This window comes from Aromatoleum diolicum, assembly GCF_012910955.1.
Taxonomy (GTDB): domain Bacteria; phylum Pseudomonadota; class Gammaproteobacteria; order Burkholderiales; family Rhodocyclaceae; genus Aromatoleum; species Aromatoleum diolicum.
The window spans coordinates 105,154-130,115 of sequence record NZ_WTVQ01000007.1 but is presented as its reverse complement, the minus strand read 5'-3'; the positions used below and the strand labels follow the sequence as shown (position 1 = coordinate 130,115).

Annotated in this window: 27 protein-coding genes; 24 read left to right on the top strand and 3 right to left on the bottom strand. The window is 63.3% G+C overall.

Annotation, left to right across the window (positions count from 1 at the left end):
- Positions 1 to 64: 64 nt before the first annotated feature.
- The 21 genes from GPA25_RS06300 to GPA25_RS06200 all read left to right on the top strand — a co-directional run bounded on the left by GPA25_RS06300 (position 65) and on the right by GPA25_RS06200 (position 18,103).
- The gene (locus GPA25_RS06300) at positions 65 to 1,687 is read left to right on the top strand and encodes a S8 family peptidase (protein ID WP_169259515.1); all 1,623 of its coding nucleotides are present in this window, start codon (positions 65 to 67) and stop codon (positions 1,685 to 1,687) included.
- A 101-nt stretch (positions 1,688 to 1,788) separates the two neighbouring features.
- Positions 1,789 to 2,034, top strand: a complete 246-nt coding sequence (locus GPA25_RS06295) for a type II toxin-antitoxin system CcdA family antitoxin (RefSeq protein ID WP_169259514.1) — start codon at positions 1,789 to 1,791, stop codon at positions 2,032 to 2,034.
- Entirely contained in the window at positions 2,034 to 2,333 is a 300-nt protein-coding gene (locus tag GPA25_RS06290) for a CcdB family protein (RefSeq protein WP_169259513.1), read from the top strand. The genes GPA25_RS06295 and GPA25_RS06290 overlap by 1 nt, the downstream gene beginning before the upstream one ends.
- A 208-nt stretch (positions 2,334 to 2,541) precedes the next feature.
- Positions 2,542 to 2,943: a response regulator gene (locus GPA25_RS06285; RefSeq protein ID WP_169259512.1), complete on the top strand. Its 402-nt coding sequence runs from the start codon at positions 2,542 to 2,544 to the stop codon at positions 2,941 to 2,943.
- Between the two features lie 253 nt (positions 2,944 to 3,196).
- Positions 3,197 to 3,817 carry a methyltransferase family protein gene (locus GPA25_RS06280; protein WP_169259511.1) on the top strand — a complete coding sequence of 207 codons (621 nt, stop codon included), beginning with the start codon at positions 3,197 to 3,199 and terminating at the stop codon, positions 3,815 to 3,817.
- A gap of 325 nt (positions 3,818 to 4,142) precedes the next feature.
- Positions 4,143 to 4,322 (top strand): Flp family type IVb pilin, encoded by a 180-nt coding sequence (locus GPA25_RS06275; RefSeq protein ID WP_169259510.1) that lies wholly within the window; start codon positions 4,143 to 4,145, stop codon positions 4,320 to 4,322.
- Between the two features lie 121 nt (positions 4,323 to 4,443).
- A complete protein-coding gene (locus GPA25_RS06270) occupies positions 4,444 to 4,614 on the top strand; it encodes a Flp family type IVb pilin (RefSeq protein ID WP_169259509.1) in 171 nt (56 codons plus the stop codon).
- 121 nt (positions 4,615 to 4,735) lie between these two features.
- Complete coding sequence (locus tag GPA25_RS06265; protein WP_211162975.1) at positions 4,736 to 4,906, top strand: Flp family type IVb pilin; 171 nt, start codon at positions 4,736 to 4,738, stop codon at positions 4,904 to 4,906.
- A 104-nt stretch (positions 4,907 to 5,010) separates the two neighbouring features.
- Positions 5,011 to 5,580: an A24 family peptidase gene (locus GPA25_RS06260; RefSeq protein ID WP_169259507.1), complete on the top strand. Its 570-nt coding sequence runs from the start codon at positions 5,011 to 5,013 to the stop codon at positions 5,578 to 5,580.
- A 23-nt stretch (positions 5,581 to 5,603) separates the two neighbouring features.
- Positions 5,604 to 6,911: an ATP-binding protein gene (locus GPA25_RS06255; RefSeq protein ID WP_169259506.1), complete on the top strand. Its 1,308-nt coding sequence runs from the start codon at positions 5,604 to 5,606 to the stop codon at positions 6,909 to 6,911.
- Between the two features lie 130 nt (positions 6,912 to 7,041).
- Positions 7,042 to 7,890 carry a Flp pilus assembly protein CpaB gene (gene cpaB / locus GPA25_RS06250; RefSeq protein ID WP_169259505.1) on the top strand — a complete coding sequence of 283 codons (849 nt, stop codon included), beginning with the start codon at positions 7,042 to 7,044 and terminating at the stop codon, positions 7,888 to 7,890.
- A 35-nt stretch (positions 7,891 to 7,925) separates the two neighbouring features.
- Entirely contained in the window at positions 7,926 to 9,629 is a 1,704-nt protein-coding gene (locus GPA25_RS06245; RefSeq protein WP_169259504.1) for a type II and III secretion system protein family protein, read from the top strand.
- Positions 9,630 to 9,640: 11 nt separating this feature from the next.
- Positions 9,641 to 9,922: a pilus assembly protein gene (locus GPA25_RS06240; RefSeq protein WP_169259503.1), complete on the top strand. Its 282-nt coding sequence runs from the start codon at positions 9,641 to 9,643 to the stop codon at positions 9,920 to 9,922.
- A 25-nt stretch (positions 9,923 to 9,947) separates the two neighbouring features.
- A complete protein-coding gene (locus GPA25_RS06235) occupies positions 9,948 to 11,219 on the top strand; it encodes a pilus assembly protein TadG-related protein (protein WP_211162973.1) in 1,272 nt (423 codons plus the stop codon).
- Positions 11,220 to 11,256: 37 nt separating this feature from the next.
- Positions 11,257 to 11,676: a TadE family protein gene (locus GPA25_RS06230; protein WP_343034849.1), complete on the top strand. Its 420-nt coding sequence runs from the start codon at positions 11,257 to 11,259 to the stop codon at positions 11,674 to 11,676.
- Positions 11,676 to 12,128 (top strand): TadE/TadG family type IV pilus assembly protein, encoded by a 453-nt coding sequence (locus GPA25_RS06225; RefSeq protein WP_169259500.1) that lies wholly within the window; start codon positions 11,676 to 11,678, stop codon positions 12,126 to 12,128. The genes GPA25_RS06230 and GPA25_RS06225 overlap by 1 nt, the downstream gene beginning before the upstream one ends.
- Before the next feature lie 36 nt (positions 12,129 to 12,164).
- Positions 12,165 to 13,328, top strand: coding sequence for a CpaE/TadZ family protein (locus GPA25_RS06220; protein ID WP_169259499.1), 1,164 nt, complete (start codon positions 12,165 to 12,167; stop codon positions 13,326 to 13,328).
- 35 nt (positions 13,329 to 13,363) lie between these two features.
- Entirely contained in the window at positions 13,364 to 14,716 is a 1,353-nt protein-coding gene (locus GPA25_RS06215; protein ID WP_169259498.1) for a TadA family conjugal transfer-associated ATPase, read from the top strand.
- 7 nt (positions 14,717 to 14,723) lie between these two features.
- Complete coding sequence (locus GPA25_RS06210; protein ID WP_169259497.1) at positions 14,724 to 15,698, top strand: type II secretion system F family protein; 975 nt, start codon at positions 14,724 to 14,726, stop codon at positions 15,696 to 15,698.
- Positions 15,699 to 15,725: 27 nt separating this feature from the next.
- Positions 15,726 to 16,673, top strand: coding sequence for a type II secretion system F family protein (locus GPA25_RS06205; RefSeq protein WP_169259496.1), 948 nt, complete (start codon positions 15,726 to 15,728; stop codon positions 16,671 to 16,673).
- 17 nt (positions 16,674 to 16,690) lie between these two features.
- A complete protein-coding gene (locus GPA25_RS06200; protein ID WP_169259495.1) occupies positions 16,691 to 18,103 on the top strand; it encodes a tetratricopeptide repeat protein in 1,413 nt (470 codons plus the stop codon).
- 108 nt (positions 18,104 to 18,211) lie between these two features.
- Here GPA25_RS06200 and GPA25_RS06195 read toward each other — a convergent pair whose 3' ends face one another.
- Positions 18,212 to 19,888, bottom strand: a complete 1,677-nt coding sequence (locus GPA25_RS06195; RefSeq protein WP_169259494.1) for a cation acetate symporter — start codon at positions 19,886 to 19,888, stop codon at positions 18,212 to 18,214.
- Positions 19,888 to 20,208 carry a DUF485 domain-containing protein gene (locus GPA25_RS06190; RefSeq protein ID WP_425486362.1) on the bottom strand — a complete coding sequence of 107 codons (321 nt, stop codon included), beginning with the start codon at positions 20,206 to 20,208 and terminating at the stop codon, positions 19,888 to 19,890. Before GPA25_RS06190 ends, GPA25_RS06195 begins: the two co-directional genes overlap by 1 nt.
- A gap of 215 nt (positions 20,209 to 20,423) precedes the next feature.
- On the opposite strand from GPA25_RS06190, the gene GPA25_RS06185 reads away from it, so the two are divergent.
- From GPA25_RS06185 to kdpE, 3 genes are all read left to right on the top strand, one after another.
- Entirely contained in the window at positions 20,424 to 21,206 is a 783-nt protein-coding gene (locus tag GPA25_RS06185) for an enoyl-CoA hydratase/isomerase family protein (RefSeq protein WP_169259493.1), read from the top strand.
- A 104-nt stretch (positions 21,207 to 21,310) separates the two neighbouring features.
- On the top strand, positions 21,311 to 22,774 hold the full coding sequence (locus GPA25_RS06180; protein WP_169259492.1) for a DUF4118 domain-containing protein: 1,464 nt from the start codon (positions 21,311 to 21,313) through the stop codon (positions 22,772 to 22,774).
- On the top strand, positions 22,771 to 23,472 hold the full coding sequence (gene kdpE / locus GPA25_RS06175; protein ID WP_169259491.1) for a two-component system response regulator KdpE: 702 nt from the start codon (positions 22,771 to 22,773) through the stop codon (positions 23,470 to 23,472). The genes GPA25_RS06180 and kdpE overlap by 4 nt, the downstream gene beginning before the upstream one ends.
- Positions 23,473 to 23,484: 12 nt before the next feature.
- Here kdpE and GPA25_RS06170 read toward each other — a convergent pair whose 3' ends face one another.
- Entirely contained in the window at positions 23,485 to 24,942 is a 1,458-nt protein-coding gene (locus GPA25_RS06170; protein WP_169259539.1) for a TrkH family potassium uptake protein, read from the bottom strand.
- Positions 24,943 to 24,962: the final 20 nt, after the last annotated feature.

The window sequence follows — 24,962 nt, the reverse complement described above, 5'->3', positions numbered from 1 at the left end:
GTGCAGCGTCATGCCGGGTTCTCCCGTTTCCTGAAGCCTGAGACTTCGTTCCGGAGGAGAAATCATGCGTCACGCCGCCATCCTCGCACCGCTCGCCGGCGCCTTCTTCCTGCTAAGCGCGCCGCTAGCGCCTGCTGCAGGGCCATCGCAACGCCTCGAGCCGCTACCGCGCTTCGCTCCGGATCGCGTCCTGGTGGCCTTCCAGCCCGGCACGCCGGGCGCCGAGATCGCGCAGGCGCACGCCTCCGCCGGTGCCCTGCTGGTGAAACGCTTCGACGCGATCGGCGTGCACGTGCTCGCGGTGCCCTCGGGGACAGTCGAGGGCGCGGTGGCCGTCTATCAGCGCAATCCCAATGTCCGCTACGCCGAACCCAACTATTATCGGCCCCTGATCCTGCCCACCGAGGGCAAGGATCCGCAACCGCCGGCGGGGCTCGGTATCGAATACCTGCCCGAACAATGGGGGCTCAACAACACCGCCCAGGCACTGTACGACCCGGAAACCGGCGGCAGCGTATCGGGCACGGTCAATGCCGATATCGACGCACCGCAGGCCTGGGATGTCTCGCGCGGCAGCGACACCGTGACGATCGCGATCCTCGATAGCGGCGTCGAATGCACGCATGTCGATCTGCTTGGCAAATGCATCGAGCAGAAGAACTTCACGATCAGCAGCACCCCCGGCGACCTGCTCGGGCATGGAACCCACGTCGCGGCCATCGCCGCCGCGAACACCAACAACGGCGCAGGCACCGCCGGCGTGGGCTGGAACACCAAAGTCGCTTCGCTCAAGGTGTGCCGCGAATACCCGTCCGAATCCTTTCCGCTGCTCGGCATGTGCGACGTCGCGGACTCGGTCGAAGGCCTGCTCTACGCCGCCGACCAGGGCTACCGCGTCGTCAACATGAGCTACGGCAGCGACCCCGATCCCTATTCCCCGTCGCAGGCCGAGGCGGACGCGATCAAATACGCCTGGAACAAGGGTGTGGTGCTGGTGGCGGCCGCCGGCAACGACTACGCGACAACCCGCCACTACCCTGCCGCCTTCCCGGAAGTCATCTCCGTCGCGGCGACCGACCGGCACGACAACCTGGCGTATTTCTCGACCTTCAGCTCGGCCTGGGTGTCCGTCGCCGCCCCCGGCCACAACATCCTCTCGGCGTATCCGAACAGCGCCTGCGGTCTGCCCGAGAATGACCCGGAGGGCTGTTACAACTGGCTGTCCGGCACATCGATGGCATCACCGCACGTTGCCGGCGTCGCGGCACTGGTCCTCGCCCACTACCCCGGCATCACCAACACACAAGCGCGTGGCTACGTTGAAAACAACGCAAACGCCCAAGGCGCACTTGGCCAGAATTTCCGCGCCTGGGTGAAATACGGACGAGTGAATGCCCACTTGGCCCTGACCGCCAACACTCCCCCGCCACCGCCACCTGCCAGCATCACGCTGACTGCCAGCGGCTACAAACTCAAAGGCCTGCAGAAGGCCGATCTGCAATGGAGCGGCGCGACGTCGACGCATGTCGACATCCGGCGCAACGGCAGCATCGTGTCCGCAGCGCCGGAGAATAACGACGGCGCCTACACCGACGCCATCAACAAGAACGGCGGCGGCTCCTACACCTACAAGGTGTGCGAGACGGGAACAGCCATCTGCTCGAATGACGCGATAGTCGCCTTCTAGTGCCACGCCCAGACGGCTCCTCGGGGGCGTATGCGCAGTCACATGTTGATATGCATGCGCATAGATGCCAATATAACCATATTGACAGCCGAGGAGTCTCCATGAGAACCACCACAACGCAGGGAAGCGCGCGCAAGGCCACAAATGTGACGCTTGGCGAAACCCTTCTGGCCGAGGCGAAATCATTGAAAATTAACATTTCGCAGGCGGCGGAGGCCGGACTGGCTCGAGCCGTAGCCGAACGACGCGCTGAGTTGTGGTTGGCCGAGAATCGGGAAGCGCTGGATAGTTCCAATGCGTATGTCGAAGCGAACGGTCTCCCTCTGGCGCGCTACAGGGGGTTTTGATGCCCCGATTCAGCGTTTTCAAGAATCCGGACGGCGCCGGTTACCTGCTCGATGTCCAGGCTGATTTGCTCGACCACCTGAACACTCGCGTCGTGGTGCCGCTCCTGCCCCTGAACGTTGCGCCGGTGCCTGCCAAATCCCTCAATCCCGTATTTGAGGTGGAAGGGGAGGCTGTAGCGATGGTGACTCAATTTCTCGCAGCGGTTCCTGCCCATATGCTCAAAACTGCCGTTGCCAATTTCGAAGGCCGGCGTCACGACATCACGAACGCGTTGGACCTGCTTTTCCAAGGCTTCTGACAGGAAGTTTTCCGCAGCAAAACGTGCCTGGGCCGACCGCGTAATCGACGCCGCCAGCCTCGACGAAATCTTCGCCGAGGACTGACTCGGCGGGCGCCGCGCGGCGCCCCTTCCAGGCAATTTGTCATGGTCGTACGCGCTGTTCCTCCTATGGGCGAAACTACCCAATTTCCGGTATGTTCAACCCATCGTGGCCTGTGCCGCATGCGTGGAGCACGCCATCGTGCCCTGCCTCACCCTTGCTCCTCCGATCGAAGTCCTGCTCGTCGATGACCAGCGTGCAATCCTGGCCGGCGTCACGGCATTGATCGCGTGCGAGTCCCCGCATATGCAGGTCACGGGCCAGGCGCGATGCGGACGCGAAGCACTTGAACTCGCGCACGACATCCAGCCGGATATCATCGTGCTCGATGCCGACTTGGCAGGCGAAGACGGCATTGCGCTCATTCCGCTACTGCAAGCCAAATGCCAAGCAGCAATCGTGGTGTTCACATGCCTCACCGAACCTGACGCACGCCACCGGGCGCTGCGCCTCGGCGCGGCCGACTTCGTGCCTAAGACATCTTCAGGCAGCGACCTGATCGCCGCGATTCTCGGCGCCATGGAATAAGCCGGCAGGCGTGACAGTTGTCACGAAGCGACCGGTTCAAGGAAACCACCCTAAGCAGTCGCATCGACCGATGTGGCAGTACGCGGTCCGGACCATCATAGATACGCGGATGCAGCGCGCGGTGATGGCTGGCAAACACTCCAACAAGCAGCCAAGACTTCGAAAACTAGCCCGCAGTCGCTGGCTCGCCTCTCCGGAAAACCTCTGGAGGCACGGCCGTTTCGTAAGCGAACCCTACCTGGAGATCTGCCAAATGACCCGAATCCCTCAAATCATCGCGTCGGCACGCATGCAAATTCTTACCGGGGCCATCCTCTCCGCGCTGTGGGTCTTCTTCGCGATTGCGCACCTTGTCACCTTCAAGCTCACCGGAAAAGCGAGTCTCCTTGTGTTCGGTGTCGCCGAGACCCTCATTGCAGTATTTTTCCTGCTCCGTACCCAACCGAAGACATTCACGAGTAGCCCCCGCGAATGGGTCATCGCGGTGTTGGGAACATTTCTACCCTTGCTCCTCCGTCCAACACCCGACACGCCCGTAACTGTCGCCGAGTGGGGCCTGATGCTTGGCTCGGCGATGCAGATTGCTGGCGTGCTGTCTCTGAATCGCAGTCTGGCACTGGTGCCTGCGCTGCGGGAACTGAAGACCGCGGGCATGTATCGCCTTGTGCGACACCCGATTTACTTCAGCTACCTGATCTCATTTTCGTTCTATCTTGCTGCCAACGTTTCGATCCAAAATCTGCTGATCGTGATAGCCAGCCTGGGCCTGCTGTTGGCACGTGTGTATTTCGAGGAAAGGCTTCTCGGGCAGACAGCCGAGTACCGTGCGTACCAGAGCCGCGTAAGGTGGCGGCTCATCCCCTTTGTGTTCTGACGCACCCCTGCGGCCTCGACAATGCGGCCTCCAACTTGCGGGAGGCCACGTGTGCTTTGCCGTTCCACGACCTCTCCAACCACACGCAATTGGTCATCAGCTCAGCGGTGGATCGCGATCTGCATCGTCTCGCGCCACGCAGTCGCCTCCCGGAAGTCATTCTCAGGCGCTAGATGGCAGCACACCAAAGCTCAATGCCAGCCATGACAATTGTCACCCGCCCCCCCCGTTGCATATGACTAGCAGCACCGGGCGCAATTGCCGATGCCACCACACTCGGCCGAGCCTAATCTGAACTCAGGACGCACAGAAAGGGACGACAGAAATGAATACCGTGCAAATCAAGGGAATGCTAAACGCATTCTTCGCAGAGCAGGACGGCGTCACGGCGATTGAATATGCGCTGCTCGCAGCCTTGATTTTCACGGTCATCGCGGCGTCCGTCGGCTTGGTGGGCACCAATCTGGCTGCGTTCTTCGCCTTCGTGGCCGGGGTGTTCCCGTGATCGTGGGCAACAAATCGAGCGAAGCCCCGCGTTTCGCTTCAAATTTTCCGGACCGGGTTCCCCGTTTCGGATGGGTAGCCGGGGAACCGGCCTTGTAGTTCTTTGATAGATGGAGGCTGAAATGGACATGCTCAAGAAATTCATTCGGGACGAAGAAGGCGTTACAGCGATCGAATACGGCTTGATTGCGGCACTAATTGCCGTAGTCATCATCGCCAGCGTGCGACTGGTTGGCACGAACCTGCAAGGGGTATTCGGCGCGGTCAGCGCTGCCCTCGCCGGCGCCCTCTGAGCACGCGCTTGCACGGAAGGTTTGTTGGAATTGCCGAAATGTGCCCCAACGAACCTTGCCGAGCACGAGACCGGTACGCAGGAAACCAGTGTTGTTTCTTTTTGGATAGATGGAGATCGAAATGGAACTGATCAGGCAATTCATCCGGGATGAAGAAGGCGTCACAGCGATCGAATACGGTCTGATTGCGGCACTCATCGCCGTAGTCATTATCGCCAGCGTTCAGCTTGTCGGCACCAATCTGCAGGGCGTGTTCGGCGCGGTCAGTGCTGCGCTGGCCGGCGCTCTTTGAGTAGCCCAAACGCCTTGCACGGCAGGATCGTTGGGTCGCAGGACGGCGGCCCCACGATCCTTGACCAAGGGCATTGATGACTCTTGAACTAACCGGTGGCTCAAATGACTTTCGGACTCGCATGCCTGCTCGGCGCACTTGCAATTGCAGTGCTCTCCGATCTGCATGCGCGCAAGGTGCCGAATCTCCTGGTCCTCGGCGGCATACTCGCCGCCTCCGGCATCCATGCGGTGGCAGCGCCTGGCGCAGGAATCCTTGACGTCTCTGGCGGCGCAATCGGCCTTTTGTCTTCCTTGGGCGGAGTCGCCGTAGGCTTCGCCGCCTTGTTCCCCCTTTACGCGCTGCGAGCGATGGGGGCCGGCGACGTCAAATTGATGATGATGGTGGGCGCCTTTCTCGGTCCGCTGCAAACACTTGGCGTCGTGATGCTAACCTTCGCGGCCGGTGGTGTCTTGGCCCTTGTCATGGCGCTATGGCAACGATCTTTCGGCCAACTGGCGCTGAATCTGCGCTTCATGCTGACCACCAGCGCTATGCGCGCCGCGGGCGGCGAAAGCCCTCGCTTCGAGCCGCTGCAGCAGACCGCCGGGCGCATGCCCTATGCGGTGGCGATCGCTGCCGGCACTTTGTTACAGCTTCTCCTGGTCCGATCCGGCGGCTGGGCACTGAGCTGAATGGATCTTTGCGGAGCCACCTCATGAACGCCCCCTCCAGCGCCAAGGTAATCCCCTTCGACGAACCCACCCTTTTCCCGCGGGCGCCGCGCACGCTCGAAGAAACCGGCCTGCCGCTGTTGTTCCTAGTCGAACTCGCGGCGAAGCTGCTGTTCGTGCGCGGCCAGTTGCGCCTCACCGAGCTATCGCAGCAACTGCGCCTGCCGGCGACCGTGCTGGAAAGCCTGCTCGCCTTCATGCGCGCAGAGCGCCTGTGCGAGGTCATCCGGCGCGGCGAGACCGACGGCGACATCCTTTACGAACTCACCGACGCGGGCCGCATCCGTGCAGCGGAATACCTGAACCGCTGCAAGTACGCCGGTGCGGCACCGGTCGGCCTGACGGCCTATGTCGCCCAGGTCGAGCGCCAGTCGGTGACGAAGATGCGCGTCACCCGCGAGGACGTAAACGAAGCGTTCCGCGGCCTGATCATCAAGCCGGAGGTACGCGACCAGCTCGGCGCAGCGATGGGCTCGGGCCGGGCGCTGTTCATGTACGGCCCGGCCGGCGCCGGCAAGACCTATCTCGCCGAGCGCCTTGCGCTGCTGCTCGACGGTGACGTCGCCGTGCCACACGCGATCCTCGTCGACGGCGAGATCATCCAGGTGTTCGACCCGTTGATCCATTCGCCGGTCGAGGACGACCAGCGTCCCGCCGTGCTCGACAACCTGATGCGCCCGGACCTGCGCTGGGTACGCTGCCGCCGCCCGGTGGCGATCACCGGCGGCGAACTGACGCTGCGCATGCTCGATCTCGACTATGACGCAAGCACAGGATTCTATCAGGCACCGCCGCATGTCAAGGCCAACAACGGTCTGTTCGTCGTCGACGACCTCGGACGGCAACTGGTCACGCCGGAACAGCTGATGAACCGCTGGATCGTGCCGATGGACCGGCATCACGACTACTTGGCACTGCATAGCGGCACTAAGTTCACGCTGCCGTTCGACGTCGTACTGGTGTTCTCGACCAACCTGATGCCGTCCGACGTCGCCGACCCTGCCTTCCTGCGCCGACTCGGCTACAAGATCCACATTGGGCCGATGAATGAGGACGAATACAGGAACATATTCACGCGCGTTTGCGAAGAGCGGGGCGTACCCTTTGATGAAGGCGCATTTCAGACACTGTTGAACGACTATCACGCAGTGCATGGGCAGCCGCTGCTGGCGTGCTATCCACGCGACCTGGTGAATCAGATTGCCGACCTCGCCCGCTATCTCGGCGAACCCGCACGACTGACCCCGGACGCACTGCACTGGGCTTGGCACAACTACTTCGCGACCCGCTAGGGCCGCGATTCGGAGGGAGGCGACGGCGGCCGGTTCTGTGACCGCCGGCACTGCACCGGAACGCCCGCCACGGCGGGCACTTACGGGACCGGCAGGCGGTGACTGACGGTCCGGAAACAAGGGGACTCACATGAAGGCCAAAGGTCTTGTCTTTCTCTTCGTCGCGATGCTCGCCGGCCTTGCCGCAGTCGTACTCGGAACACGCTGGCTGCAGGATAAGGCCGGCGCCGACGGCAACCGCATCGCCGTTGCAGCCGTTGAACTGCAACTTGGCGGCCGTATCACACCGGAAGCAATCCGCCTCGTGGACTGGCCGTCCGGCAGCACCCCCACCGGAGCCTTCACCGATCTTGCTGCACTTGACGGACGCGTTGCAATCACCGGCATCCAACCCGGCGAACCGGTGTTGGAATCGCGCTTGGCCCCCGTGGGCACGAAAGGCGGCCTGTCCGCGGTCGTACCCGACGGCAAGCGCGCGATCACCGTGCGCGTCAATGACGTCGTCGGCGTCGCCGGCTTCACGCTACCCGGCAACTATGTAGACATCATGGTCAATACTGAGGCTGCGGGGGCGAACCGTAACAATCAGGATCAGATGATCTCGAAGATCGTGCTCGAGCGCATCCTGGTCCTCGCCGTCGCCCAGGAGGCCAACCGCGACGAGACCAAGCCGCGCGTGGTGAATGCCGTCACGCTGGAAGTTACCCCCGAACAGGCAGAGCGGCTGGACCTCGCCCGCAGCGTCGGCAACCTGTCGCTGGTCTTGCGCAACCAGGTCGATTCGAATCCGACCGCCACGGCAGGCATCACCAAGGCGATGCTGCTGCGCACCTCGGTAGAGGTGCCGCCTGCACCGGCCCCGGTCAAGACCGCGGCCCCGCGGCGCACGTCCGCGAAACCGCGCCCCGCGGCGGTGCCCAGCGCACAGGTCTGCGTCGAAGTGATCCGCGGCGTCAATAAGGTCAACGAATGCTTCTAGCCCATTCCAAACTATTTCGGATCGCAGGGGACATCATGACCACGAAGAAAAACAAGTCCAGTCGCAGGCTCGCGCGATTTGTCGCACCGGCAATCATTGCGCTGCTGCTATCCGGCACAGCGCAGACAGCGGTGACTAATACGCCACCGGCGAGAAAACCCGTTGCCGTAACAACCACCGGCGGTTCTCCATGCGGGCGAGTCGAAATCGCGCCGATGGTGACGATCCCCGTTGGCAAGTCCTCGGTGATTCGGCCCCAGACGCCAGTCACGCGCATCCTGCTGGGTAACCCGGAAAACGCCCAAGCGGCCCGCCCGAGTACTGAAGCCGCGAAGGACGACAAGGGCGCCCAGCAGCAGGCGAAAAAGGATGACGGCCGCCCTGGCGTCGCCCAAGTCGACGTGCTACTGCTCAGCCCGAACGAGATCTACCTGCTTGGCAAGTCGGTCGGCTCCACCAACGTCGTGCTCGTCGACCGTGCTGGCGGTTGCACGGCCCTCGACGTGACCGTGGCGATGGACGTGACTTCAGTCCAGGGGGCGATTGCGACGCTGCTGCCAGACGAAACCGGCATCAAGGTGAGTTCCGCCTATGACTCTTTGGTCCTGACCGGCACCGTGAGCGATGCGACGAAAGTTGATCGCGCAGTCGAAATCGCCTCGGCCTATGTACGAGATGGCGGCGGCGAGAGCGGGCGCAACACGCGGGTCCTGAACATGCTCCGTGTTGGGGCGCCGCAGCAGGTGATGCTTGAAGTCAAAGTCGCCGAGGTCTCGAAAGCCGTGCTCGATCGCTTCGGCATCGACTTCACCCGCGCGTATGCGTCCGGTGACGGAACCATGATCCGCTTCCTGTCGGGTGTTTTCGGCGGCAAGAGCGCCGTCGGCGGACAGGTCTCCGGTACCGTGGGAGCCCGCGTCGGCGGAGGCGTCGTCGATTCCCTCAGCAACAGCAGCGCCACCAGCGCGCTCACCGCGCCGATCGGCAATGCGACGATCGGGGGAGACTCTACGACGATTCCACTGATTTCCGGCAAGAACAGCACGATGATCGGGGTCGACGCACTGAAGAGCGACGGCCTGATCAAGATTCTCGCCGAGCCGACAGTGATGGCAATCAGCGGCCAGGAAGGCAGCTTCCTCGCCGGCGGCAAGATCTTCATCCCGGTGTCGCAGAACGATGGTGGGTCAAGGACGGTCACGCTGGAGGAAAAGGAATTCGGTGTTTCGGTGAAATTTACGCCGACAGTGCTCGAAGGCGGACGAATTAACCTCGCCGTGCGGCCCGAGGTGTCTGAACTGAACCGAGAGGGCGTCGGCCTTAGTGCGCCCGGTGTCAATGGCCTGGCGATCCTTCCCTCCTTCACGACGCGCCGTGCCTTCACCACAGTCCAGCTCCTGGATGGCCAGAGCTTCGCGATCGGCGGCCTGATCAAGAACAACACCACTACGAACATCCGCGCCTTCCCCTTCCTCGGCGAAATCCCGGTACTGGGCGCGCTATTCCGCAGCACGGAATTCCAGACCGACCGCTCGGAGCTGGTGTTCGTCATCACCCCGCGACTGGTAAAGCCGCTGCCCCCGGATTTCGTGTTGCCGACTGACAATTACATCGAGCCTAGCCGCTCCGACGTAATCTGGCGCGGCAAGGTCGAGGGCGATGGCCCTACACCGGCCGACAGGACGGAAGCAACGTCCGGCGTAGCCGACCCCGCCCGTGGCGGCTTCGAACCCAAGTGAGGACGCGGATCATGAAAATAGTCACGAAACTGACCGGTGCCCTGATGATTCTGGCCATAACCGGCTGTGCCGCCACCTCGCCAAACTGGGACGCCCGTTTCGGCGAAGCTGCGAGGATCGTCGCTGCACAGCAGGTTATCGCCCCGGACGCATCGCGCAATGCCGACCCGGTCATCGGAGTCGATGGTAAGGCCGCACAAGCGGCGATGGGCGAGTATGCCAAGAGCTTCACACAGCCAGAACCGCAACCCAACGTGCTGACAATCGGGGTCGGCGGCGGTTCGGGGCGCTGAACGGTTAGCACGGGAGATGACCAAAATGCGAGACCGCTCTTCAACTCCGCGTCGGCAACGCGGCGCCGTCGCGATCATCACTGCGCTGTCGCTCGTGGCGCTGGTCGGTTTCGTCGGCCTCGCGCTGGACCTTGGTCATCTCTATGTCAATAAGACCGAACTGCAGAACGCGGCCGACGCATGCGCGTTGGCGGCGTCCCGCGAACTGACTTGCGACCCTTCGGCTGGCGCTTGCACCAGCAGCTACCTGGAAAACGCAGTGGCCGCGGGTACAGCCGTGGCCGCCCGGAATAATCGTGACTTCCAGGGCAGCGCGGTCACGATTGCTCCCGGGGATGTCCGCTTTTACACCGCACTGGCACCAAATGAGTCCTATTTGCCGATGCCGGGCGCCAATGTAAACTCGCGTTTCGTCATGTGTATCGCACGCGCCCAAGGTATCCCGCCGTGGTTCATGCAGGTCCTGGGATTTGGCGCACAGGACGTTTCCGCTTACGCGGTGGCAACCTTAAGCAAGGCCCAGACCAACTGCGCGATCCCAATCGGCCTGTGCAAACCCCCAGGGGTGCCTCCCACCTCCCCATTCGACGGCTTCACCGTTGGCCAATGGGTGACAAGCAAACTCACGGAATCCGCGACGGGGAGCTTTGACTGGATCGACTTCACGCCCGGCGACGGCGGTGGTGCAAGTGAACTCGCAAATCTCCTGAAAGGTTCTGGCCAATGCACGCTTGAAGCGCCGGGCCCGGGGAACCAGGTTGGCCAGCAGGGGAACATTGCGTCGCTCGGCAAAGCGTGGAATACGCGCTTCGGCATCTACAAGGGCAGCGACTCGGTCACCTCCGCACCGCCGGATTGGACCGGTATCAGCTATACGCAGCTTTCCTGGCCTGAGAAGTTCAACGCCTACGCCGGGACGTCGGCGGGCGCCCTGCCCAACTATAAATCTGCGCGATCGCTGTATGCTCCCTATCAGGGGCCGTCCTTAGGTCAGGGCTTTAAGCCAAGCACCGCCGCCGAACATCAGAGTTACGGCGCGGATCGGCGGACGGTGGTGGTTCCCGTCGTCGATTGCGAGGGATGGAAAGTATCCAATCCACAGACGGTCGCCATTCTCGGCTATGCCTGCGTCCTGATGCTCCACCCGATGACAGGCGAAAACGGTCCGGCTGCGGGCGAGGAAGTGTGGCTCGAGTATCGAGGCAGCGCCAGCGATTCCGCAAGCCCTTGTGCCACCGCAGGTTCGGTCGGGGGCCCTGGCAGCATCGGGCCGCTGGTGCCGGCACTGGTCCAGTGAGGGACAGACCATGAGATGCCGACGCAAACAACGTGGAGTGGCCGCAGTAGAACTGGCCCTCGTGATGATTCCGCTGATACTGATGGCCTTTGGCATCACCGAGTTCGGGCGGGCGATATACCACTACAACACGCTGGCAAAGTCGGTTCGCGACGCCACGCGTTACCTGTCCCAACAGGGACCTGGCGAAGGGTCGGGTACCGCCAGATGCCTCGCAGTGCATGGTAATCGCACTTGCAGCGGCACCCCACTTGCCCCCGGGCTAACTTTGTCAAACGTCCAGGTACACGACCAGATTACCGACCCGGGCACGCACCAGAACCAGCCCACCGGTAGCGGCGTGATCAACCTGGTGACGGTGACGATCGATGGTTACCAGTTTGTTTCGCTGGTGCCGTTTGTCGCAACGAACATCACGTTTGGCGACATCAGCGTCACGATGAGACAGGTGATGTGATGAAACAGGATATGCCTTTCAAGATCGGCAACAGGAGCCAACGGGGCGTGGCGGCAGTGGAGTTCGCCCTCGTGGCCGGGCTGTTCTTCAGCCTGCTGATTGGCGTGATGGAGATGGGGCGGGTGCTCTTCTACTGGAACACGGCGACAGAAGCGACCCGGCTCGGAGCGCGAATCGCGGTGGTATGCGACGTCAACGATTCGGCGATCAAAACGAAGATGAGCAGCCTGTTTCCAATGGTATCAGGAGACAATATTCAGGTGCTGTATTCCCCTGCGGGATGCAGCGTCGAAACTTGCGATGAAGTTACCGTCCGCATCCAGCCGGTCGCGGTGACTACGTTGATACCATACATTCCACTCACCCTGAACCTGCCCGCCTTCGCCACCACGCTACCGCGCGAGAGCCTAGCGAGCGAGGTGGATGACGTCAACAATCCGGTGTGTCAATGATGGACGCAGCAAACGTATGCAACTGAGGACGTGGAAATGAAAATCAAGATCCTTTCCGACAGCAATGACAACGCCGAGCGCCTTCGTGGAGCGCTGGCTCAGGCCGGCAAGATGATGGACGTTGCAGTCGGTCATGCGACGTCGAGCGAGCCGATTGGCGCGGTCAACGGCACAATCCCCGATATCGTCGTGCTCGATGCGTTCAAGGCGAGCGGCCTCGCTGCTCTCGAGCAAATGACGCTTCGTTATCCGCAGATCGACCCGATCGTGATCACTGCCGAGACCTCATCCGACTTCCTGCTCAAGGCGTTCCGCGCCGGAGTGCGCGAGGTACTACCCAGCGCACCGACTACCGAAGCGCTGCACGCTGCATTGGCACGTATCGCGCACAAGCGCGGTGTCACCGGGAGCCCCGTCGCGGACGGCAAGATCCTCGCAATGACCTCGTGCAAAGGCGGCAGCGGCGCGACTTTTCTTGCGACGAATCTCGCGTGGGTGCTGGCGGCGGTGCATGGCAAGCGGGTCGCGCTGATCGATCTGAACCTGCAGTTCGGCGACGCCGCGATGTACGTCACCGACCAGAAACCTGCGAGCAATCTCGCACTGGTGTGCCAGCAAATCCATCGGCTGGACGCCGCATTTCTTGCATCGGCGATGATCGAGGTCGCGCCCGATTTCCATCTGCTCGCGGCCCCGGAAGATCCTGCGCACGCCACCGACGTAAAGCCCGAACACGTCGAGGCGATCCTGAAGGTAGCACGCGCAAACTACGACTTCGTCATCGTCGACGTCGGCCGCTCGCTCGATGCAGTCAGCCTGCAGCCATTCGACATGGCCGACATGATCTTTCCGGTGGTGCAACTTACCTTGCCGTTCATCCGCGAGGCAAAGCGGCTGGTTGCGGTACTGATGTCGCTCGGGTATCCAATGTCGAAGGTCGGACTGATCGTCAATCGCCACCAAAAGAACGCCGAGATCGGCTTGCAGGATCTGGAGCGCACGGTGAATGCGAAGGTGTTCAAGGCTGTGCCGAATTGTTACGAGGAGGTCGCCGCATCGGTGAATCAGGGCGAGCCGATTGCACGCTTGGCAAAGAACAGTCCGGTGACGAAAGCCTTGCGCGAAATCGCCGCATCGCTCGACACCGTGCAGGAAAAAAACGGCAAGGGCTGGCTCTCGCGCCTGTTTGCCACCCATTGAGGCGCATTACCGCCGTTTTCTGAGGGGAACATGAAATGAGTCTGCGTCAGCGCCTCGAATCAGTCTCGGCGGAAAGTGCCCTGCGCCCGCAGGTCGCGCCCGATGCCGGTGCCAGCAAGGCTTACCAGAGCCTGAAGATGCGCATCCATCAGCTGCTGCTGTCGCGCATCGACCTGGAGGCGATGGAGAACCTCGCACCGGAGCGGCTGCGCGAAGAGTTGCGCCTGATGGTCGAGCGCCTGCTTGCCGAAGAGAACGTTGTCGTTAACACCAACGAACGGCGCGACCTGGTGCGCGACATCCAGTACGAGATGCTCGGATTGGGGCCGATCGAGCCGCTGCTGGCCGACCCAACCGTATCGGACATCCTGATCAACGGCTCTCAGCAGATCTACGTCGAACGCCACGGCAAGATCGAACTTACGAACATCACCTTCAGCGACGACGCGCACCTGATGAAGATCATCGACAAGATTGTGTCGCGGGTCGGACGGCGTGTCGATGAATCGAGCCCGATGGTGGATGCGCGCCTGCCCGACGGCTCGCGGGTGAACGCCATCATCCCGCCGCTGGCGCTCGACGGGCCGGTGGTGTCGATTCGCCGTTTCGCTGCGATTCCGCTGACGATCGAGAAGCTGATCGAGTTCAAGGCACTGACCCCCGGAATGGCCGAACTGCTCGCCGGGCTGGTGCGGGCTAAGGTGAATATCCTGATATCCGGCGGCACCGGCAGCGGCAAGACGACATTGCTGAACATCCTGTCGCACAACATTCCCGAGGACGAGCGCATTGTCACGATCGAGGACGCGGCCGAACTGCAGCTGCAGCAGCCTCACGTGGTGCGGCTTGAAACCCGCCCGCCGAACATCGAGGGCAAAGGCGAGGTGACGCAGCGTTCCCTCGTACGCAATGCGCTGCGCATGCGGCCGGACCGAATCATCCTCGGCGAGACGCGCGGCGCCGAGGCCTTCGATGTGCTGCAGGCGATGAACACCGGCCACGAGGGCTCGATGACGACGGTGCATGCGAACACCCCGCGTGACGCGCTGGGCCGCATGGAGAACATGATTGGCATGTCCGGCGCGAATCTGCCGCCAAAGGTCGCGCGCGCACAGATCGCCAGCGCGATTGGCGTGATCGTGCAGGCAAGCCGGCTGGCCGACGGCAAGCGCAAGCTGATGAGCATCCAGGAGATCACCGGCATGGAGGGCGACATGATCACGATGCAGGAGATCTTCACCTTCCGCCAGCAGGGCATATCGGAAGCCGGCGTGGTGCAGGGTCAGTTCGCCGCAACCGGCGTGCGTCCGCACTTCGCCGACCGCCTGCGATCCTTCGGCATCCGCCTGCCCGAGGATATGTTCGACCCGACGCGACGCTTCGAGTGAGGCTGACATGGACATCCTGACCCTGCTTTTTGCACTGGCGACCTTCATCGCCGTCGTGCTGTTCCTCGAAGGCGGTTATTTGTGGTGGGCCTCGACGCACAGCGCTGAAGTAAAACGCCTCAACCGGCGTCTCGAAGAGGTTTCGACCGGCGTGCAGGGCACGCGCGCTGCGTCGCTGTACAAGGAACAAAATGCCACGGGCTCGGCAAGTGGCGACCGACTGCTCTCGGCGATAACGCACCTGGAAGGCGTCAACCGGATGATCATCCAGTCGCGCCTGTCACTGTCCCTCACTCAGTTCCTCGGCTGGACAGTGGCGCTCGCCGCGCTGGGATTCGCGCTGCCGGTACTGCTAAACCGGCCCATGTTCATCGGCCTAGTGGTGGGCGGGGTGCTGGCCGCGCTGCCAACGTTTTATGTGCTGCGGGCACGTTCCCAGCACATGCAGCACTTTGAGCGGCAATTGCCCGAAGCCCTCGACTTGATGGGGCGGGCGATGCGTGCAGGGCATGCGTTTCCAACTGCAATCAAGATGGTCGCGGAGGAAATGAAGGACCCGATCGGAGGCGAGTACCGCATCCTGTTCGACGAGATGAATTACGGCGTGCCGCAGCAGACGGCGCTGCTGAACCTTGCCTCACGCACCGACAGCACGGACCTGAGCTACTTCGTGATCGCGGTGCTGATCCAGCGCGAATCCGGCGGCAACCTTGCCGAACTGCTGGACAACATCAGCGCGATCATCCGCGCGCGCCTGAAACTGTATGGTGAAATCCGCACCTTGTCCGCCGAGGGACGGCTGTCGGCGTGGATTCTCGGTAGCCTGCCGTTTGCGACGGCGGCCATGGTTAACATTGTCCACCCCGACTTCATGAAAGTGCTGTGGGAAGACCCCGCGGGCATCAACTTCATATATGGCGCGCTGTGCTTGATGGTCCTCGGCGTCCTTTGGATGCGCAAGATCATCCGCATCCGGGTCTAACTATACGGCAATGACAAGGGGACAAACATGAACTATACCCAGGTCGCATTTCTCGGACTACTGTTCATCGCCGTTTCGGCCGGTGCGTTCTTTGTGATGAGTCTTTTCTCGCGCTCGCCGACCGCGGAGCGTCTGATCGCGCTGGGTGGTGGGAAGGGGGTGGCGACGCCCTCCGCCGACACGTGGGTTGAGCGAACAGTAAGGCTCACCCGACCGTTTGCGAAGCTCTCGGCCCCCGAGGACAGCGAGGACACCTCCGCACTACGCGCACGCTTCATGCACGCCGGGATCCGTCACGCGTCCGCACCGCTCGCTTTTTTCGGCATCAAGACCGCGCTGGCGCTCGGCCTTCCTCTGCTCGCGTATTTCACGGTGCTGATTTCAAGCCCCGAGCTGCAGTTTCAGGGCACACTGTTCGTCGTGCTGCTTGCTGCGACCGTCGGCTACTACCTGCCGAACATAGTGCTCAATCGATTGATCTTCGTGCGCCAGCGCGAGATCTTCGAGACCTTCCCGGACGCGCTTGACCTGATGACGGTCTGCGTCGAGGCCGGGCTTGGCGTCGAGGCGGCGCTCGTTCGCGTCGCTGACGAGATGCAGCACAAAAGCGAGACGCTCGCCGAGGAACTCCATCTCGTCACACTGGAGCTGCGCGCCGGTCTCGAACGTGCGCGCGCCTTGCGCAACCTCGCCAACCGCACCGGTGTCGAGGAAGTGGAGGGCTTCGTCGCGATGATCATCCAGGCGGAACGCTTCGGCACCAGCATTGCCGCCTCGCTGCGAGTCCATTCCGACATGCTGCGCACGCGCCGCCGCCAGCGCGCCGAGGAAGCCGCCGCGAAAATCGCGCTGAAGCTGCTTTTCCCGCTGATCTTCTTCATCTTCCCGTCGTTGATGCTGGTGCTGCTCGGGCCAGCGATGATCCAGATTTACCGCATCCTGCTACCGACGATGGCCGGCAGCAGCGGCGGCTGACACCCAGGAGAACCGGGATGAACAAGTTTGCGCTCACGTTGAAACCCGTGCTTGCGGCGCTCGTGCTTGGCGCCTGCAGCACGAGCCCGACGATGCCGGTAAATGCCTGGAAAGTTGCACCGGTGCAAACCGTGCGTCACGGCGGATCGAATGCGACGGGCTATTTCGCCCTTGGACGTTACAAGGAAGGCCAGGGCGCGAACGAACAGGCGATTGCCGCGTACCGCAAGGCCCTCGAGGCTGACCCCGGATACGCCGCCGCGTGGAGCGCGCTGGGCTCGCTGCAGGTGCAAATGGGCCAGTTCGACGACGGCCTGAAGGCGCTCGAACGGGCGGTGAGCATCACCCCCAGCGCGAGTCACCTGCACAACAACCTCGGTTACGCGCTGCAACTCGCCGGCCGGGACGAAGCCGCCGTCGCATCGCTGCGCCGGGCGGTCGAACTCGACGGCAACAACCGCCGCGCCTGGAGCAATCTGGCGACCACATACCAACGCCTCGGCATGCAGGACAAGGCCGAATTTGCTGATGCCCGCGCCAGCGGCGCCTGGCCGCCAGCCCCCGCCCCCACCGGGCATGCCACGCGGCCCGCGACGACAGCCCCTGCAACGGCAGCGGCAACGGCAACGGCAACGGCTGTGACGGTAAGCCCGGTTAGCACGGTAAGCCCGATAAGCACGGAAACGCCTGCCACCACGGCACCGATGCCGCTGCTTGCTGTACCGAACACGGTGGCGCGGCCATTCGATCAACCCGCGAGCAAAGTCGAACGTCCGGCTCCCGTCAGCCCCGCTACGGTGCCAGCGCTTTCGGTCAGCACCACGCCGCGCACGGTGCTGGTGAAAGTCGCAAACAACGTTTTCGAATTGCACAACGGCCCGGCAAAGCCGGCCGCAGCGGTGCTCGAAGCCGCGGCGATCATTGCAGCCGTCGCGCCTCCTTCAGTGCCCGCTCCAGCACCTTCGGTATCCGCTCCCACGCTTTCCCCAACCCAGCGAGCAGCCACCGAGGCGGCGGGATCCCCAGCGCCCGTGTCCGCGCCGGTCGCAGCCGTATTGCGGTCTGCGCGCTACGAGATCGCGAACGGTCATGGCGGTGAAGGCCTCGCCCGGCGGCTCGCGGCGCTGCTCGGAAAGCAGGGCGTTGCGCGCCCGCGGCTGACGAATCAACAGCCTTACAACCAGCCGGCTTCCTACGTCGAGTATCGCGATGGCTACCGTGACGCCGCCGAGGCGTTTGCTGCCCGTCTGCCCTTCCGGCCAACGATCCAGGCGGCGGCATCGAACATGGTTGTCGATGTGCGACTGATGCTGGGACGCGACCTCACGACGAGCGATGCCTGCGCCGCACTCGGCCTTTGCAGCACCGTCGCCCGCGTTCCCGCAGCAAAGCTTGCGGTCGCGCGCGCTCCCCTTACCGCGAAAGACTGACCCCTCGCCCGCAAGGGCTGCACAAAAAAACAACCCCCGTCAGGGCTTGGCCCTGACGGGGGTTTTGCCGCCGCACCGTATGGCGCGGCGGGATGTTGCTAGAGGGGCTTAGTGCGCTGCAGCAGTCTCTGCGCCGACACCGGTCTGCGCGCGGACGTACTGGTCTTCGAAGGCCTCGATTTCACTCTTGGCGCGCACGCTGCTATCCATCTTCGAGACGATGATCGCCAGCAGGAACGCGATCGGCATCGAGAACAGCGCCGGCTGCGTGTAGGGGAAGATCGCTGCAGCGTTGTGCAGCACGTCGACCCACACCGACTTCGACAGCACGACGAACAGCACCGCGCTGATGAGGCCCGAGTAGCCGCCCCACAACGCGCCGCGGGTCGTCAGGCCCCTCCAGTACATCGACAGGATCAGCACCGGGAAGTTGGCCGAAGCCGCGACGCCGAAGGCCAGCGCGACCATGAACGCAATGTTCATCTTCTCGAACGCGATGCCGAGCAGGACTGCGACGATACCGAGGCCGATCGTGGCGAACTTCGATACGCGCAGTTCGGTCTTTTCCGACGCCTTGCCCTTCATGATGACGCGCGAGTAGATGTCATGCGAGATCGCCGACGCGCCGGCAAGTGCCAGACCGGCCACCACGGCAAGAATCGTCGCGAACGCCACAGCCGACAGGAAGCCCAGCAGCAGGTTGCCGCCGACCGCCTTGGCCAGGTGCATCGCAATCATGTTGCCGCCGCCGATGACCTTGCCGCCGATCACGCCACCTTCGAAGAACTCCGGGCTGGTGCCGACGATCAGGATCGCGCACAGGCCCATGATGGCGATGACGTTGAAGAAGTAGGCGACGATGCCCGAGGCGTAAAGCACCGACTTGCGCGCTTCCTTGGCGTCGGTGACGGTGAAGAAGCGCATCAGGATGTGCGGCAGGCCGGCGGTACCGAACATCAGGCCCAGGCCGAGCGAGATCGCGGTGACCGGATCGGCGAGCAGGCTGCCCGGAGCCAGCAGCTTGTCCCCGAGCTTGTGCACTTCCATCGCACGCGTCGTCAGTTCGTCGAAGCTGAAGCCGAACTGGCTGAATGCGAGCAGCATCACGGTGGTGCCGCCGATCAGCAGCATGCAGGCCTTGATGATCTGCACCCAGGTGGTGGCGACCATGCCGCCGAAGGTCACGTAGACCATCATCAGCGCGCCGACGACGAACAGCGCGTAGACATAGTCGAGACCGAACAGCAGCTTGATGAGCTGGCCGGCACCGACCATCTGCGCGACGAGGTAGAAGCACACCACGGTCAGCGAGCTGATTGCCGCCATCGTGCGCACCTTCCCCTGGTCGAGGCGGTAGGCGGTGATGTCGGCGAAGGTGAACTTGCCGAGGTTGCGCAGGCGTTCGGCCATCAGGAACAGGATGATCGGCCAGCCCACGAAGAACGCGATCATGTAGATGTAGGCATCGACGCCCTGGGTGTACATCATCGCGGTCAGACCCAGCAGGGTCGCGGCCGACATGTAGTCGCCAGCGATCGCCAGGCCGTTCTGCCAGCCGGTGATGCCGCCGCCCGCGGTGTAGAAGTCGGCGGTGGTCTTGGTGCGGCTGGCCGCCCAGTAGGTGATGCCGAGGGTCATCAGCACGAACACGAAAAACATGCCGATGGCAGTGAGATTGAGACCCTGCTTTTCGGTTTGTGCAATTGCGTCACCGGCGAAGGCTGCGGCGGCAACCGACAGCGACAGCAGGCCGGCGGCGAGACGGGACAGGAAAGGCGCTTTCATTATTTTTCGTCCTTCCATGCGGAGCGCACGATCTCGTTATTGATGTCGTCGAATTCGCCGTTGGCGCGACGCACGTACACAAAGGTCAGCACCCAGAAGAACACGAACTGGAACAGACCGGCCGCGATTCCGAAGGTCAGGTTACTGCCCTCGGACAGTCGCATGCCGATCACGCTGGGTGCAAACGCGACCATCATCACGAAACCATAGAAAATCGTCAGTACGATGACCGACAGGATCGTCGCGAAACGGGTGCGCTTCGACACCAGTTCGTCAAAACGCGGATTGCGCCTTATGTGCGCATACATTGAAACGGACATATTTCCTCCCTCCTCAAAAAAGCAACGTCAAGCACGTCACCTCCTCCAACCACCCCCTGGGTGCCGACCCGGCCGTCTGCTGCGGTGGGTTCGACGAGCGGATGATATATCATCTATATGACTCCATACCACACAGTATGGAAGTTTTTTTGCGCAGCGCAACAATTCAATAATTTCCGAGTGTTGCACTCAGTTTTTAGCTTTGGGGCCCAGCCATGAGCGGCGAAATACTCTTTTCTTCGGATGGCGCCATCGCCACCCTGACCCTGTCGAACGCGGACAAGCTCAACGCCATCGATTCGGCGATGTGGGTGGCGCTGCGCGAGGCGTTTGACGGCATCGCCGCGACCCCGGAGCTGCGTTGCGTGGTCCTGCGCGGTGCAGGTGACAAGGCCTTTGCGGCCGGCGGAGACATCGAGGAATTTCTGACCGTGCGCGCGACCGTCGACGACGCGCTGCACTATCACGACACCCTGGTGGCCGCCGCGCTGGACGCGATCCGCACCTGCCCGATTCCCACCGTCGCTGCGATCCAGGGGGCGTGCATCGGTGGCGGACTGGAAATTGCCGGTTGCTGCGACCTGCGCATCGCCGGCGAATCGGCACGCTTTGGCGCACCGATCAACCGCCTCGGTTTTTCGATGTATCCGGGAGAGATGGCGGGACTGCTGGAACTCGTCGGCCCGGCGGTACTGCTCGAAATCCTGCTCGAGGGACGCATCCTCGGCGCCCGCGAGGCGCTGCAAAAAGGGCTGCTGACCCGCGTCACCGACGACGAACAGGTGCTCGACGAGGCGCAGTCCAGCGCCGCACGCATCGCCGCAGGGGCACCGCTGGTGTCGCGCTGGCACAAACAGTGGGTGCATCGGCTGACGCAGGATCGGCCACTGAGCCTGGACGAAAAGCGGGCGGCCTTCGCGTTCCTCGACACCGACGACTATCGCGAAGGCATGGACGCCTTCTTCGCGAAGCGCGCACCCCGCTTCAGCGGACGATAGCGCGGCGAGTTGGAGAGCCGCAGGGAACAACTCCGCGCTGGCTGGCTTAATGCCACACACTTGAGACTCAGGTCGCAAGGGCGCGGGCAGGTTAAAGTTCACCGATGCCCACGTCGGCCCGCAAACTCTTCGCCCCGCTCACCGACCGCCCTGCCGGCTGGCGCGCGTACGCCATTGCGGCGGCGGTCGTGTGCACCGTTGCGGCGGCGAGCGCACCGCTGCTGCGCCACGTCGACCCGGTCAATATCGTGATGCTGTTTCCGCTCGCGGTGCTGTTCGCGGCGGTGCGGCTGGGACGCGGCCCGGCGGTCCTGGCGGCCTTCCTGTCGGTGGTGCTGTTCGATTTTTTCTTCGTCGCCCCGCACCTGACGCTCGCCGTCAGCGATCTGCAGTACCTCGTGACTTTCGGCGTGATGCTTGCGGTGGCACTGATCACGGCCGAGCTCGCGACCGGCCTGCGGGCGCAGCGCGATGCCGCCGAGGAGCGCGAAAAGCGAACACGCGCGCTCTACGAGATGGGGCGCGAGTTGTCGGGCGCACTGACCACGGAACAGATCGCGGAGATCGCCGAACGCTTCGTGCATGACGGTTTTGGCGCCCAGGCCACGCTACTGCAGGCGGACACGGGTGACGCAGCGCCCGCGACGAGCACCCGCCACACCGAGGACGACGCGCACCTGCTGCTCCCCCTGCAGGCGCCGACGCGCGCGCACGGGACGATGGCGATCGTTTGCCCCGACGGCAGTCCGGGCTTCACGGCCGAACAGCGCCAGCTGCTTGAAACCTTTGCGACGCTGATCGCGATTGCCCTCGAACGCGTGCATTACGTCGCCGTCGCGCAGGCGGCGCAGCTGGACATGGCGTCGGAGCGTCTGCGCAATTCGCTGCTCGGGGCGCTGTCGCATGACTTGCGCACGCCGCTCACGGCCTTGGTCGGACTGGCCGACACCCTGCAAATGAGCACGCCGCCGCTTTCGGCGGCGCAAACCGAACTGGTGCAGGCGATCCGCGACGATGCCCTGCGCAGCAGCGCGCAGGTGCATAACCTGCTCGACATGGCGCGCCTGCAATCCGGTCAGATCCGTCTGCGGCGCGAATGGCAACCGCTCGAAGAAGTGGTCGGCGCCGCCTTGCAGGCACGCGCGCGGCAGCTCGCAAATCACCGCCTGAGCTTCGATCTGCCCGCCGAGTTGCCGCTGATCGAGGTGGACGCGGTGTTGATGGAGCGCGCCCTGTGCAATCTGCTGGAAAACGCGGCCAAGTACACGCCGCCCGGCAGCACGATCGAGATCGCCGCGCGCGAGCGCGAGACCCATATCGACATCGTTGTCGCCGACGACGGCCCGGGGCTGCCGCCGGGACGCGAACGCCAGCTGTTCGACAAGTTCAGCCGCGGACAGGGCGAATCCGGCATCCCGGGCGTCGGTTTGGGGCTGTCGATCGTGCAGGCGGTGGCCGAAGCGCACGGGGGCAGCGTGCGGGCGGAGAATCGCCCCGGCGGCGGCGCCCGCTTCGTCATCGAATTGCCGCGCGGCGAACCGCCCGCGCTGCCGGAGCGTCACGCATGAAGGACGCACGAGCGCCCGCACCGGTTGCCGTCATTGTCGAGGACGAGCCGCACATCCGCCATTTTCTGCGCCGCGCGCTCGAATCGGAGCAATGGCAGGTCAGCGAGGCGAGCACCGCGGAACGCGGGTTGATCGAGGCCGGCTCGCGCAAGCCGGACTTGGTGCTGGTGGATCTCGGCTTGCCCGACCGCGACGGTCTGGAGATGATCGCGCAATTGCGCGGCTGGTCGTCGGTGCCGGTGCTGGTGCTGTCGGCCCGCAGCGACGAGGCTGACAAGGTGGCTGCGCTGGATGCCGGTGCCGACGATTACCTGACCAAGCCCTTCGGCGTGGCAGAGCTGCTGGCGCGGGTGCGCGCGCTGCTGCGGCGTGCAACCCGCCCGCAAATGGACGGTCCGGCGCTGGTGCAGTTCGGCGAGATCGAGGTGGATCTGGCGCAGCGCGCCGTCACGCGCAAGGGCGAGCCGGTGCATCTGACGCCGATCGAATACAAATTGCTCGGCCACCTGATCGCCAACGCCGGGCGCGTGCTCACGCACCGGCAGCTGCTGTCACAGATTTGGGGGCCGAACCATGTCGAACACACGCATTACCTGCGTGTTTACATGGCGGGCCTGCGACGCAAGCTGGAGCCCAATCCCGGTTTCCCGGCGCACATCCTCACCGAATCGGGAATCGGCTACCGGCTGGTGCTGTAGCGCGCCCTGCGTTCAGCGCCGCCAGAACACCGGGGTCATCACCACCAGCAGCGTGAAGATCTCGAGGCGACCGAGGATCATCGTGAATGACAGCACCCAGATCTGGAAGTCGTTGAGTCCCTGGTAGTTCGCAGCCGGACCGACCGCACCGAGCCCCGGCCCGGTGTTGTTGAGGCAGGCCACGACCGCCGAAAACGCGCTGATGATGTCGAGCCCGCTCGCCGAAAGCACGAGCGTCAGCACCACGTTCGTCACCATGTACATGAAGCTGAAGGCAAGCACCGCATGCAGGACATTGTCCGACACGGGTACCCCCCCCAGGCGTACCGGCGCCACCGCGTTCGGGTGCAGTGAGCGGATCACCTCGCGGTAGGTCTGCTTGTAAAGAATGATCGCGCGCATCATCTTGATGCCGCCGCCAGTCGAACCCGAGCAGGCCGCGAAGCTGCACAGGAACAGGATCCACAGTTGCGCGAACATCGGCCACGCGGTGTAGTCGTAGGTTGCCAGCCCCAGTGACGTGGCGAGCGAAATCGCGTGGAAGGCGACGTAGCGCAGCGTCTGGGCGACGTCTTCGTGCGCATTGAACGGAAGCAGGTAGACAGTCAGGCAGACGATGCTGACCGCCAGCACGGCAAGGAACCACGGGATTTCCGGGTCCTGCGCATAGGGCACCAGGCTGCGGCGGGCGAACGCGAGGTAGTGCGTCGCGTAGTTGAAACCCGCGAGCAACGCGAACAGCATCGTGACCAGTTCCACCGGCACGCTGTTGAAGAAGCCGAGGCTCGCATCCTTGCTCGAAAATCCGCCCAGGCCGGTGATCGAGAAGGCATGGATCAATGCCTCCCACGGCGGTAACCCGGCAAGGTAAAGACCCAGCCCGCACGCGATGGTCAGAAGCAGGTACACCGTCCATAAACCCTTCGCGGTTTCCGCGATGCGCGGTGTGAGGCTGGACTCCTTCATCGGACCCGGCGCCTCGGCCTTGAAGATCTGGCGCCCGCCGATACCGAGCAGGGGCAGGATCGCGACCATCAGCACGATGACGCCCATGCCGCCGACCCAGTGCATGAAGGTGCGCCACAGGTGGATCGAGATCGCCATGCCGTCGAGCCCGGTCAATACCGTCCCGCCGGTCGTGGTGAGTCCTGACGCGGCTTCGAAATAGGCATCGGTGAACGACAGTTGCGGCAGATAGAACATCAGCGGCAGACCGCCGAAAATGGGCACGACCGTCCAGGTCGCCGCCACCATCAGGAAGCCGTCGGGCACCCGCAGGTCGCGCCGCGCGCCGCGGGTGAGCGCCCACAACAGCGCGCCGGGCAAGAAGGTCGCGAGGATCGCCATGTCGTAGGCTTCGGTCGCGCCGTCGTCGAGGATGAACGACACCACGAGGGGGAACGCCATCAGCAGGCCGAAGATCATGATGATCAGGCCGAGCGCGTTCAGCACCGGAAAATAGACGCGCAGTGCGCCATTGACCCGCGACA